This window comes from Wolbachia endosymbiont (group B) of Protocalliphora azurea (assembly GCF_947251865.1).
Lineage (GTDB): Bacteria > Pseudomonadota > Alphaproteobacteria > Rickettsiales > Anaplasmataceae > Wolbachia.
The window spans coordinates 889,692-902,156 of record NZ_OX366394.1 but is presented as its reverse complement, the minus strand read 5'-3'; the positions used below and the strand labels follow the sequence as shown (position 1 = coordinate 902,156).

The 12,465-nt window shown below is 34.5% G+C and carries 12 protein-coding genes; 3 read left to right on the top strand and 9 right to left on the bottom strand.

Annotation, left to right across the window (positions count from 1 at the left end; genetic code table 11):
* The first annotated feature begins 26 nt into the window (after window positions 1-26).
* Window positions 27-761 carry a hypothetical protein gene (locus tag OPR35_RS04290; RefSeq protein WP_006013937.1) on the top strand — a complete coding sequence of 245 codons (735 nt, stop codon included), beginning with the start codon at window positions 27-29 and terminating at the stop codon, window positions 759-761.
* A 52-nt stretch (window positions 762-813) separates the two neighbouring features.
* Here the strand turns inward: OPR35_RS04290 and OPR35_RS04285 are convergent, their stop codons facing one another.
* The 3 genes from OPR35_RS04285 to OPR35_RS04275 form a co-directional block, all read right to left on the bottom strand.
* Entirely contained in the window at window positions 814-1,188 is a 375-nt protein-coding gene (locus tag OPR35_RS04285; RefSeq protein WP_007302804.1) for a holo-[acyl-carrier-protein] synthase, read from the bottom strand.
* Window positions 1,185-2,444 (bottom strand): proline--tRNA ligase, encoded by a 1,260-nt coding sequence (gene proS, locus OPR35_RS04280; RefSeq protein ID WP_265024721.1) that lies wholly within the window; start codon window positions 2,442-2,444, stop codon window positions 1,185-1,187. Before proS ends, OPR35_RS04285 begins: the two co-directional genes overlap by 4 nt.
* 264 nt (window positions 2,445-2,708) lie before the next feature.
* Window positions 2,709-4,172: a hypothetical protein gene (locus OPR35_RS04275; protein WP_265024720.1), complete on the bottom strand. Its 1,464-nt coding sequence runs from the start codon at window positions 4,170-4,172 to the stop codon at window positions 2,709-2,711.
* A gap of 312 nt (window positions 4,173-4,484) precedes the next feature.
* On the opposite strand from OPR35_RS04275, the gene OPR35_RS04270 reads away from it, so the two are divergent.
* Together OPR35_RS04270 and dxr are read left to right on the top strand one after the other, a co-directional pair.
* Window positions 4,485-4,979 (top strand): hypothetical protein, encoded by a 495-nt coding sequence (locus OPR35_RS04270; protein WP_007302735.1) that lies wholly within the window; start codon window positions 4,485-4,487, stop codon window positions 4,977-4,979.
* Between the two features lie 27 nt (window positions 4,980-5,006).
* Window positions 5,007-6,182, top strand: coding sequence for a 1-deoxy-D-xylulose-5-phosphate reductoisomerase (gene dxr, locus OPR35_RS04265; RefSeq protein ID WP_265024719.1), 1,176 nt, complete (start codon window positions 5,007-5,009; stop codon window positions 6,180-6,182).
* 142 nt (window positions 6,183-6,324) lie between these two features.
* On the opposite strand, the gene OPR35_RS04260 is transcribed toward dxr, so the two are convergent.
* The 6 genes from OPR35_RS04260 to OPR35_RS04235 all read right to left on the bottom strand — a co-directional run bounded on the left by OPR35_RS04260 (window position 6,325) and on the right by OPR35_RS04235 (window position 12,348).
* The gene (locus OPR35_RS04260; protein ID WP_019236312.1) at window positions 6,325-7,221 is read right to left on the bottom strand and encodes an ankyrin repeat domain-containing protein; all 897 of its coding nucleotides are present in this window, start codon (window positions 7,219-7,221) and stop codon (window positions 6,325-6,327) included.
* A gap of 68 nt (window positions 7,222-7,289) precedes the next feature.
* Entirely contained in the window at window positions 7,290-8,048 is a 759-nt protein-coding gene (gene pstB, locus OPR35_RS04255) for a phosphate ABC transporter ATP-binding protein PstB (RefSeq protein WP_265024718.1), read from the bottom strand.
* A complete protein-coding gene (gene dapB / locus OPR35_RS04250; RefSeq protein WP_052264993.1) occupies window positions 8,045-8,833 on the bottom strand; it encodes a 4-hydroxy-tetrahydrodipicolinate reductase in 789 nt (262 codons plus the stop codon). The genes pstB and dapB overlap by 4 nt, the downstream gene beginning before the upstream one ends.
* A 215-nt stretch (window positions 8,834-9,048) precedes the next feature.
* On the bottom strand, window positions 9,049-9,828 hold the full coding sequence (locus OPR35_RS04245) for a hypothetical protein (protein WP_019236315.1): 780 nt from the start codon (window positions 9,826-9,828) through the stop codon (window positions 9,049-9,051).
* Between the two features lie 123 nt (window positions 9,829-9,951).
* Window positions 9,952-11,673 carry a hypothetical protein gene (locus tag OPR35_RS04240; RefSeq protein ID WP_265024717.1) on the bottom strand — a complete coding sequence of 574 codons (1,722 nt, stop codon included), beginning with the start codon at window positions 11,671-11,673 and terminating at the stop codon, window positions 9,952-9,954.
* 132 nt (window positions 11,674-11,805) lie between these two features.
* Entirely contained in the window at window positions 11,806-12,348 is a 543-nt protein-coding gene (locus OPR35_RS04235) for a hypothetical protein (RefSeq protein WP_265024716.1), read from the bottom strand.
* Window positions 12,349-12,465: the final 117 nt, after the last annotated feature.

Sequence of the window (12,465 nt, the reverse complement as noted above, 5' to 3'; positions counted from 1 at the left end):
TAAGTGGGAATAAATTAAAAAAAATTATGAATGATGAGGATCTTTTCGAAGAAGGCGATGATAATGTTGAAGAGAATAGCGATGACAGAAGAGAAAGGAATTTGAAGAATGAAAATCAGCTCGAAGAGCAATTTAAAGAGTATTTAAAACCTTTCGAGGATATTTTAAGTCAAATTGATGAAGGAGTTGATAATTTAGATAGTTACGAAAGGACTATGCAAGTAAAGCGAAGTATAGATAGGCTCATAGAAACCTTATATAGCCAAGCAGCATCTGAGGATATTGATGTAGAACTTGAAACCACAAAACACACTCGCGATAAATCAGAGTCCAAGAAAAGAGTTCTGGAAAAGAGAAAGAAACAACTGATGGAAGAGATCTTAAGTTTTCAACAACAAAAGGAGCTAATGAATAGTAGGGAAAAACATGAAGTAGCAAGTGATGGGGATGTTCAGAAGGCAAAAGCACGAGTGAAGTCTTCAATTAGGGGGGTGTTGTTTTCAGTTATTGCTCATAGAATGGATCCACGAAGGAGGGCAGGGGAAACTGCTGATGACAATGAAAAGCAAGCTCGTATGTACGGTAGAGAAGCAGTTGGTGGAGTTTTAGGTGGATTGTTCAAGGCGTTTTTAACTGCAGTTGCTGCTGTTGTGCGCGAAATTGCTAAACCACTTCAACATATGAATACACAAGAGACGTCTTTTGCAAAACAAGTTGAAGAAAGCAGAAACCAGGATTCACAGAAAGGTCGATCTGTGTAGGTCAAAGTATAATTTCAAAAAAATTTTTGAAATCATATGTACTAAACAATATCTACTCAACGCAAATTACAACAAACGCAGTAGCATAATCTTGATCATCACTTAGAGAAAGGTGTATCTTGTAGTCTTTCGAGATGAAATCCTTTGTGATAGCAAGATGTGGTTTTCCCCTGATATTACTGTATATTTCTATATCTTTCATTATAATTCCTTGGCTGAATCCAGTGCCTAGCGCTTTAACAAAAGCTTCCTTTGCAGCAAAGCGTTTAGCAAAATATTTTGCTCTTACTTCTTGGCTATTATATTTTTTGCTTATCTCTATTTCCTTCTTAGTATAGACTTTATTGAGAAATTTTTCCCCGTATTTTTGTGATATTCTCAATATTCTGGGTATATATACTATGTCAGTGCCAATACCGTATATCATTTTGCGCTAAAACGATTTATTGCTTCTTCAACTTGTATTTCCTGTACCTCTCCAGTTGCCCTATTTTTTACTTCAACTATATTTGAAGTTACTGCTTTCTTTCCAATAATTATTTGCCACGGCAAGCCTATCAGATCCATTCTGGCAAATTTCACTCCTACACTTTCGTCCGTATCATCATAAAGCACTTCATCGCTTTTCAAAGCTTTGTATATTTTATCTGCAGCCTCCGTTACTTTTGTTTGTAAATTGATCAAACCAACTTTAAAAGGAGCTACTGCCTCTGGCCAGATAATTCCTTTATCATCATGGAAAGCTTCTATTATTGCGCCAACAAGCCTTGAAACTCCAATACCATACGAACCCATATGCATGTTAACATTTTTTCCATCTTGAGAAGTAACACTTGCCTTCATAGGCTTTGAATATTTGTCGCCAAAATAAAAAATATGCCCTATTTCAATACCTTTACTAACATTTAACTGTTCTTGCGGTATAGGACAAATTTTAGGATCATGCATATCGTCTGCAACTGCATATATGCTCTTCAGGCTTTCAATATCTTCGCTTTCTAGTAATTCAAAAAATTTATTGTCATAATATAGAGTGCTCTCACCGGTGTTTGCCAATATATGAAATTCATGACTTAAATTTCCTCCAATTGGTCCTGTATCTGCCCTCACTCCAATTGGAGTAAGCCCCATTCGTTTGAAGATTTTTATGTAAGTTTTATACATCAAATTATATGAATTCAGTGCACCTTCGTAATCTACATCAAAACTGTATGCATCCTTCATCAGAAATTCCCTGCCTCTCATAACGCCATAACGAGGTCTTACTTCGTCACGAAACTTCCACTGAATTTGATATAAACAAAGTGGTAAATCTTTGTAACTTTTTACCGTATTTCTAATCAAATCAGTTACCACCTCCTCATGTGTTGGACCAAAAAGCATATCGCTTTCATGCCTATCTTTAATACGTAGCATTTCTTTGCCGTAATCATCGTAACGTCCTGACTCTCGCCAAAGACTTGCTGGCTGCACACAAGGCATCAACACTTCAATCGCACCAATTTCATCTCTGATAATATTTTCAATATTTTTAAGTACCAAAAGACCAAGCGGCAGCCAAGAATAAATTCCAGATGCTGTCTGCTTGATTAAGCCCGCACGTAACAAATATTGATGAGAAATAATTTCAGCACCAGCCGGGGTTTCTTTTAAAGTTGGTAGGTAATATTGAGATAAACGCATTTGATAAATCTGATTGTACTAAGCAATCTTAGTACAATCAGGCCTTTAGGTAAACTTATTTTAAAAAGGAAGGAAAGTGTATGGTGCTTTTCTTGACATTTCCTTATTATTCAAATCTCTTTCGGATTTCCTGAACAGAAACAGTAGACGATTCTTGCATCTCACTACTTGCTAGCTCCACAGTATTTGTTTTTGTTGGAGAAGAAGCTTCAGATTTCGTTTTTGAATTAACAGGCTTAGGCGATATCGGTGGCTTCTCTGCCTTTAGTGTAGAACGTGGTGGAGTGGTGGAGTTGTGGATTTAGGTTTTACATTATCATCAGATTCATGACCACTGTCAGAACTATCCCTTCTTTTTTTATTGTCTAGTTGAGGGTTTAGAGGTGTTGAATATGTACTTTCATTATCGCTCCAATCTTGTTCAGACTCTTCACTACTGCTACTCGATACACTACTACTACGACTCCGTGGTGGTGGGATCATAGCTAACATTTTATTGAATGCCCCGTCCAGGTTACTTGGCTGTTGTACGTTGTCCTTATTGTTAACATGTTTCAAGTTAAAACGTCCTTCTCTTATCTGCGCAAACAGAGCAGAACGATCATGCTCAGATTCATTAGCATTTTGTGGCAATGGAGGAGGTGGTGGTGGCGGTGCACTGGGTGTTCCAGACATTACTGGAAATGATGGTGTAGGAGTATTGCTATGTTCAAGTTCTTTTGCTTTCTGTAAATCTTGTGATTGATTTTGACATACTTCGTTGTTTTGCTGTTGTACGTCGTCCTCTCCATTAGTTGCTTTTCTTTGTTTTTTGAGCCTTTCGTACAAATCATCAGCCATCGAATCTCCACTTCCTTGTTGCTTGCCACCTCCTGAGGGTATGGATTTATTATTAGCATTATTCTTTAGAGTAGGTGATGTTGGTGCACTGGATGTTCCAAGCGTTACTGAAAGTGATGATGTATGAGTATTGCTGTGTTCAAGTCCTTTTGCTTTCTGTAAATCTTGTGATTGTTTTCTACCAGGATCAACTCCTTTCTCGCTGTTTATTGCAGAAATGTGTGAATTGATAAGATATACAGCTGAGCTCAACATAACCAATGCAGAAACAGAATCAATAACTGCAAAAAGCACTGGTACTGCAACACCACTTGATACAGCCGAAATCATAAAATACGTGCATACTCCAGCTACAGCACCTGATGTAAATAATAACAAAATAGCAATTGAATATTTTAAGCCAGTTGCCTTTTTTTGTTCTGCTACAGATGACTTTTGATTTTCACTATCAGAGTGTACACCATTATGTTGTTCAGTCATAGGTTTTTTCGGCACACCCTGTTTAGTATTGCTTCTATCATTTTTAGTTTTGTCACTCGCATTATCTTCTTCTTTTGACTGAGCGCTATTTTTGGTTTCTGGATTCTTAACATGAATACTATTCTTGCTTCCTTCATCTGCAGTTTCGCTATTTACATTATGTTCTTCTTGTTTTTTCTTAAATAGTGGATTGTTTGCAAAATTAAGAGATGATTGTTGAACAGGACTCTTAGATTGACCTTTTTTTGGTTCAGTGTGACTGCTAATTCCTGATGTAGCCAAATTAGAAGGTTTTTTATTATCCTGTGGAAGTTTCCAATTCTTTAAACCTCCGGATGGTAAAGGAGGAGGTGGCGGTGGCGGAGCTGATGATGGTGTGTTACTATTAGATAAATCATTAGTAAGCATTTTTCTTCCTCATTATTAATATAATATTAATGATAATTAAATTATTAGTACTTGTCAATAATTTATGAGTAAGTTAATATTAAGATAATAAAATAAAAAGAAAAGAGAGAGGAGCAGTCTTCTAAGAAGAAATAGAAGCTGTTTTAAACCTCAAGTCATCACTTTGTTACTACAGCACATTATCGATGTTTTGGTATTCAGAATCATAAAAATAGCTTAGTGTTAGCTATTTTTATAATAACCTCTCTTAAACAATTGATATTTTACAGTGTTTTTGGTAAAATAATAGCTTAAGGCTTAGAATAAAAGTTTATGAGTGAAGCACAAGGTCCAAATATTGCAGAATGGCAGGCACAGCAGCAACACCAGGAAGCCGCTAGTGAGAAAAGTGGTTTCGGTCTTGGTCATAGTGACTCTGTTGCAACAATTGTGGATGGAATGAAGTGGATGTTCAACTTTCATGAAGGAGCAATTGCTGCTTATAATAATGTGTTTGAAGGTTTGGTCAGTGGTAGCAGTCTAGTAACGTTATTTGGGAAATCAGGTAATATGTTTGGCATAAAATTTCTTGAAAGTCTTGCTGAATATTTTTCAGGTGGAGGTGGAGAAGATATGCCATCAGAAGGAATGGGTATGGACTACGGTGATGAGGGGCATCATCCGGATGATTATCCCCACGCTAGCAATGAAATGGCTCATAGTGCTGATGGTTTGCATGATATGCATGATGCAGGTGATCATCATGGCCAATCTTTTTCACCTGGTCCTTCACCATCTGTTGGTGATGATCATGAGCTTGGTTACTAAATAACTAAGAAGATTTTATTGTAATTAGTGAAAAAAGTTTCAGTTTTAGGATCAACAGGAAGCATTGGAAAAAAGACTGTAGATTTGCTCTTAAAGAGAAAGGAAGAATATCAGGTGGAAGCACTAAGTGCCAATTCTAACTTTGCTCTGCTAGCACAACAGGCAAATCTACTTAATGCAAAATATGCTGCCATTTCTGATGAAAGGTTCTACAAAGATTTAAAAGAAGATCTACTTGGTACAAACGTCAAAGTAGAAGTTGGTGCTCCAGGTCTAGCAAATGTTGCTTCTCTACACGTTGATCTCTCAGTTATTGCAATAGTTGGCATCGCAGGCCTTGAGCCAGTTATAAAGGTTATAGAAAGCGGTACTAAAGTTATTGCTCTAGCAAACAAAGAGAGTATTGTTTGCGGTGGTAAGTTACTACTTAAAAAAGCTAAAGAAAGGAGCGTACAAATAATTCCCATCGACTCTGAACACAACGCAATTTTTCAAGTTTTGCAAAATGATGATAAATGTGTAGAAAAGATTATACTCACTGCCTCTGGTGGACCATTTTTAAATTATAGCCTTGAACAATTAAGAAATATCACAGTAAATCAGGCACTAAGTCACCCTACTTGGAAAATGGGAAAGAAAATATCAGTTGATAGTGCAACAATGATGAATAAAGCACTAGAAATAATAGAAGCACATCATTTGTTTAAAATTAGCCCAAATAGAATTGAAGCAGTAGTGCATCCTGAATCGATAGTACATGGAGTTGTAGTTTACCAGGATGGGTTTAGCTTTGCTGTGCTTGCAGAAACTGATATGGAAATTCCCATTGCATATGCTTTGTCTTGGCCAGAAAGATCAACTTTGAACTACAAGTTAGACTTAACAAAACAAAAAAAATTGACCTTTCAAGAACCAGACCACAAATGTTTTTCTTCACTAAAGCTAAGCATGGAAGTGTTAAATTCTTCTTCTCCACATACAAATAGTATTGTTTTGAACGCTGCAAATGAGATAGCTGTTAACGAATTTTTGAAGTCACGAATCGGTTTCTTAGAAATATTAGAGGTAGTAAAATCAACAATAGAAAATTTTGACAAGTACTCTGATATTAAATCACTATCTGACATAATAAGTGTCGATTTTGAAAGCCGTATTCTTGCCAATGAAATCATAAAAAGTAAAGGTATCCGTTCAGCAGAGTGATAAAATAAGGTAGACGAGAAAAGACAACTAAATGGTCAAGTAGACCCATTTCATACTCCTGTCATCCTAGTAGCTGACACTGGGATCCAGAAAAATTTACAAAGCTTATGCTAAATTCAATGAGATTAAATGAAAACCAGCATCAAGTGCTGGAATGACACCTTACCTGAACAGATAAATCACTAGCACGTTCGTTCACAATAACTTGAGAGAAGCTTACATCATTAATAACTGTATTTGCTCTATACAGAAAACCACATCCTATTGCAAAAAAAAGCAACGAAGTTGCAGCAAGTGGAACTGGGTTGTCAACTACGAAACATAGACCAACAGCAAATACTCCAGATAACAAAAAAGCACAAGCATAATTAGTTTGTTTCCTTTTTTGAGCGACTGCTTCTATCTTTAGGAATTCTGGTTCTATTGCTTTCTTGACATGTCCTGCAATACAATTTCTTGGACTTTTGTTTTCATAGTTTTTAATATTAGGTTTGATATTTGGATGTGTAAGTAATATTTCTATCATGTTTACATTTCCCAACTTGCAAGCAATGTGTAGAGCTGTATTTTTTTCCTTCTTGCCGGTCTTAATTTCCTCCTCTGCACGAGCATAATTTTGAGGTATAAATCCTTCATTAACAGGTTGTGAATTGTCAAGGTATATGCAGCGAAGATATGGACTCCTATCTACTACTTCTCTCTCCTCAAATTCGTAAACTGGATAACCATCATGTTCCTTTGGTCTTCTCTCCATAACAGCTTGCTTGCTTTTAATATTTACATCAATTTTTTTATGCTGTACAAGCAACTTAGCCATAAGCTCTAAATATTGATGTTCCTCGTTATTACTAGTAACAAAAGCTGAAATAATGCACATCAAAGGTGTCATCCCATCCTCAAAAGCGTTAACATTCGCTCCTTCTTTCAATGCTTGTTGAAAATGATTCCAAGCTTCCTCAGGTGTTATTCTTTCACCACTAGCATTTTGAAATTCAATAGCTTTAAACAACTTTTTTGTTGCTTCACTTGTACTAAACATTTTAACCCCCTATCACAATAAACTTGATAAAATTATACATAGAAAAAATTAAAATATCAATTATTAAGCTAATGATCCAGAATATACTCCTTCGTTAAAGGAGACTGAGCATTTTCAAAGATTTCTTGAGTACTTCCGAATTCAACAATCTTGCCATTGCAAAAGAAAACTATGCTGTCAGATAATTTTTTAGCTTGCTTCATCGAATGAGTTACCATAATTATGGTGAACCTCAATTTTAACTCTTGTATAAGGTTTTCGATTGCGTTGGTTGCCATTGGATCAAGAGCAGAGCATGGTTCATCCATTAATAAAATAGTTGGCTTTACTGCAATTGCACGAGCAATGCATAATCTTTGTTGCTGGCCACCAGATAAATTTAGTGCACTATCTTGCAATCTATCTTTCAACTCTTCCCATAAACCAACCTTAGTTAAACTACTTTCTACTATTTCATCTAATTTTTGCTTATTTTTCACCATGCCATGCAATTTAGGCCCATAAGCAACATTATCATATATTGACTTTGGAAAAGGGTTGGGTTTTTGAAATACCATACCAACTTTTGCTCTGAGCAATACAACATCCATATCACGTGAATATATATTACCCAGCCCATCGATTACCAGCTCACCAGTCGCTCTACATCCAGGTACGTAATCATTCATACGATTGAAACAACGCAAAAATGTCGATTTACCGCACCCAGAAGGTCCGATCAAAGTTGTGACTTTCTTTTTGCAAATATTCAAATTTATATCGAATAAAACTTGTTTAGAGCCATACCAAAGATTTAAATTTTTAACGAAAGCGTATTTATCGCTCATACTAAATCCTGCATTGAATAAAGTCCTGGAGTTTTATTCTCGCACAACCATATTGCTGCTTGAACCGCCCCTCTAGCAAACGTTGTACGATCAATTGCCTTGTGATTTAATTCTACTCGTTCATCGGAATTGACAAACATGACACTGTGATCTCCTATTACTCCACCTCCACGAGATACTGCAAAGCCTATTCCTCCTTTCCCTCTTATATTTGAATTATTATGTGAATATTGATTGAGCTCAAAATCCACTTTTGCAGCGTTAGCAACTGCTTTACCAAACTCTATAGCTGTTCCAGATGGTGAATCCTTTTTTAAATTGTGATGCATTTCCCAAATTTCAACGTCATACTCATTACCTAAAAGCTTGGCAGCTTCTTTTACCAATTTCAGCAACACATTAACTCCTATACTCATATTTGCTGACCATAATATTGGAACTTTAGCAGCATATTCTTTTAAATTTAGACCTTCTATTCCAGTTGTGCCACTAACTAGCGGTTTTTTAAATTTCACGGCCGCCTTAAGGCATTCTAGCATACATTCTTTAGTTGTAAAATCTATTACAACATCGGACGATTCAAATACCTCACTAATAGAACTTGTAATTTTGATTCCTAAATTGCAATTATTGCCTACAATAGGCCCAATATCTAAGCCTATATACTCACTGCCCAAGCGAGCAACAGCACCTGCTATTTCCACTTTGGTATTCGTAATTAATTCATTGAGTATTTTCTTACCCATTCTGCCTAAGCAGCCTATTACTCCAACTTTGATTTTCATAAAGCTTTTTCCACTATGTTAGGCTTTTTTTGAAGCTTTGTCATCTTTATAAGCTTAGCATATTTAGCCTTACACTGATAAAACTATAGCTATACATCGATGAATCTATTGAAAATTGATACGAAAAATTGTAATTAGTCAATTTTCTCCTATGGAGAAAACTTATAAAGAAAAAAAGAGCACCAAAGGAGGTGCTCTTTTGTGAAGGGTTTGTTTTAATAATAACCGTTTCTTACTTTGATCGGATTAGATATTTGTGCTTCTGGCACTTCAACTGTTGGACTTGGTTTTGTACCTTTTTCATCTTGTTGTGCCGCAATAGGATTATGCTTATCCAACGCTGTACCTTCAAACGGCTGATTAGATATAATACTATCTACTTTAATCTCTGTTACATCATCTTTCAATCCTAACATTTCTTTTATATTGTAGGCGTTATCTTTTTTACTCTTAATTTTATTAAGATTTAAATACTCGCCATTTTCATTCTTTTTTGTTACTTCTTCTATAAGTACATTTTTGATCTCACTAAAGCCCGTATCATTACCAACGATTTTATATTCATTTTTACCGCACTTTACATATACAAGTAGTTTTTTCAATAAACTAGATTTAGCACTGAGACAATTGAGATTTTTATACTCTCCTTCTGCTAAAGGTTTCTTTAATGAAAGAAAGAATTGGTTATCCTCAAATTTAATCTCACCTACCGCTTTAGGTTCATCATTTAATCTTTCTGGAAAATTTTCTGCTGGCTCGACGTTTATATCTGTTTTAGATACAGATTCTTCAGTCTCATTTTGCATAGGGGTGCTAACAGTTGGACTTTTATTTACATTCTCATCTGAAGGTCTCTTTGGTGATATATTTTTTTGAGCAGCATTTGCTTTACTGCTAAATAACCAATTCCAACCTGATGAAACTTTTTTTGTAATCCATGAGATTCCTGTACGATAAGCAATCGACTGAAAAAAGTTTTTTATACTTTCCCACATACTTTACTCCTTAAATTAATAATTTAATTATTATATATAAAATTTAATTTGTCAATTTTCCCTATGAATAAAACTTATAAAGAAAAAAAGAGCAACAAAGAAGATGCTCTTTTATGAAATTAACTAGCAAGAACAATTATTACTCGCAAGCTTTTCTTCAACTATTAGTCGAATAAGTAACGAATTTGGTACTACTTCATCGCAAAGCAATCTTCTTATTTCTGAGCTTCTTGCTTTTGATAAGTAGTTAGATAATTCTTGAGAAAACTTCAATCTTGCTTCTTCTGGAATAAAAAATGCATCATGAAAATCACCATCTAATTCCTTTTCTGCATCATAAAACTTCTCTTGTTCATTATCCTCATTATTAACCTCTTGTTGTATTATCTTGTGACTAGCATCAGTATTATGCTCATCTTTTTCTTTATGTGCATTAACTAATAGAGATTTATTACAGTTAGCGTTCTTTGCTTCCAGACTAGTAGTTTCTGAACTTGGCACGCCATTATTTGTTGGCGCTTTAAAACTTTCAATAGAATCTATTACAACAAATGTTGAACCTTTCTTGAAGCCTAAGGACTTTTTCATTTGCCATACATGAAAAAGTTGGAGTTTATCTTTTTGTAGTATATTAATAATTAGAGATACGGAACCATCATCGTTATCTCTTTTACTAAAATTAATATTAAAATCATTTTTATTGCAGTGTATTTTCATACGATATTTACCTTTGTTTCTTGGATGCTTATAATCCTCTAGATTTTGTTGAATATCATCTGCAAGACGTAGTTCTAAGTTTCCGTTAAAAATGTTGATAGTAGAAGATTCTCTTGTTACTGCCAATGGTGTTAGTTGATCAATAGTTGTATTGTTAACCATTTGTTGTGCCATAGTAGTGGGTGTTTTAACTCCAAACGGCTGATTAGATATACTATCTACTTTAACATTTGTTACACCATTTTCCAATCCTAACATTTTTTTCACATGCTCAATATCATATTCAACTAATATTTTATCGCCATCGATATACTTCCCATCTTTGTTCTTCTTTATTATTGATTCTACAATTAAATGTTTAACATACTCAGGAGAATTAACACTCCTACCAGTAATGCAATATTCTCCTTTATTACACTTTAGATATACAAGAAACTTAGGATGATATGCGTCCTTGGTTAAACTATCTTTATAATCCTTAATGTTTATACACTCTTCCAAATTTAACCAAAAGTTATTCCCTTCAAATTCAAGTTCACCTACTACTGATGTTTTTTTTGTTTTTAATGGCTTGTAATTTATCTTATCCACTTTAACGAACTCTTTGTTTTCACCTAAGCCCAACACACGTATCATTTCTAATGGATTACTTAATACAGAACCTTCATCAATTTGTTTCTTTACTGAAGTTATTGACACAGACTTCCTCTCACCACCTATACTTTTCTGTGAGAGATAAGGGCCGGTAATATGAAAATCTCCACTTTCACATCTTACAAATGCATGAAATTCATTATATTGACATGGATTCTTATGTTTCTCTTCAAGGATTTTATAATTTTTATTTATCATAGTTAATAGTAGTTCACCATCGATAACTTCAAGACAAACTTTGGGTCTATCTATCTGCTTTGGCAGTATTAGTTGATTACCATCTAGAGTTTTTGGCAACGTATTACTTTTATTTACATTCTCACCTAAAGGTCTTTCTGGTGATGTACTTTTTTGAGCAGCATTTGCTTTACTACTAAACAACCAATTCCAACCTGATGAAACTTTTTTTGTAATCCACGAAATTCCCGTATGATCAGCAATCCACTTAAAAAGCTTTTGTATACTTTTCCACATACTTTACTCCTTAATGAATTTACTTAATTATTACATATAAAATTTAACTTGTCAATTTTCTCCTATGGAGAAAACTTATAAAGAAAACAAGAGCACCAAAGGAGGTGCTCTTTTGTGAAGAAAAGATACTCTTTAGAGAGTTGGTATAATAAGTTTTGACTTCATAAGTTGTTCTTTAAGTTTTGACTTCATAAGTTGTTTTTCAGATGGATTATTTATGAACTTACTAGGTTCTTCTGAGCTTAGTACCTTGCTATCACTTGCAGGCACTTTAGATGTAGAACTTGCAACTTCAGGTTTCTGAGATATTTGATCTATAGTACCAACTGTACGCTTACTATTTAAACCCAACATCTTTTTCATTCCTTCTAATTCACAAGACGAAGTTTTACCATCATCTACCGAGTCCACTATAAAGGATACCGAATTATCGTTCGTGGCAACAGGTTGGCTGTAAGCAATTTTGAATATAGCTTTGTCATATTTGACATATACACAATATTTTGATGGATCTTCACAATTAATATTTCTCCAATCCATAATTCCTGGTATATTCTTTTTGTTTGTATGCAGTACTAACTGCTTATTACCATTTTCTTTAATAACACCCCAATGATTGGATTCACCCTTCACTAGTTCAATTACACTATTTTTTTGCGGTTTACTAGACCACAAGTTTTTAATGCTATTCCAGCCTGATGAAATTTTTCCTGCAATCGACTGAAAAAAGTTTTTTATTTTTTTTAATATATTTTACTCCTTAAATTAATAATAATTTAATTATTATATAAA

Coding starts and splice junctions, on each gene's coding strand:
- OPR35_RS04290 (WP_006013937.1), top strand. CDS start 27: ATGAATGATGAGGATCTTTTCGAAGAAGGCGATGATAATGTTGAAGAG.
- OPR35_RS04285 (WP_007302804.1), bottom strand. CDS start 1,188: ATGATATACGGTATTGGCACTGACATAGTATATATACCCAGAATATTG.
- proS (WP_265024721.1), bottom strand. CDS start 2,444: ATGCGTTTATCTCAATATTACCTACCAACTTTAAAAGAAACCCCGGCT.
- OPR35_RS04275 (WP_265024720.1), bottom strand. CDS start 4,172: ATGCTTACTAATGATTTATCTAATAGTAACACACCATCATCAGCTCCG.
- OPR35_RS04270 (WP_007302735.1), top strand. CDS start 4,485: ATGAGTGAAGCACAAGGTCCAAATATTGCAGAATGGCAGGCACAGCAG.
- OPR35_RS04260 (WP_019236312.1), bottom strand. CDS start 7,221: ATGTTTAGTACAAGTGAAGCAACAAAAAAGTTGTTTAAAGCTATTGAA.
- pstB (WP_265024718.1), bottom strand. CDS start 8,048: ATGAGCGATAAATACGCTTTCGTTAAAAATTTAAATCTTTGGTATGGC.
- dapB (WP_052264993.1), bottom strand. CDS start 8,833: ATGAAAATCAAAGTTGGAGTAATAGGCTGCTTAGGCAGAATGGGTAAG.
- OPR35_RS04245 (WP_019236315.1), bottom strand. CDS start 9,828: ATGTGGGAAAGTATAAAAAACTTTTTTCAGTCGATTGCTTATCGTACA.
- OPR35_RS04240 (WP_265024717.1), bottom strand. CDS start 11,673: ATGTGGAAAAGTATACAAAAGCTTTTTAAGTGGATTGCTGATCATACG.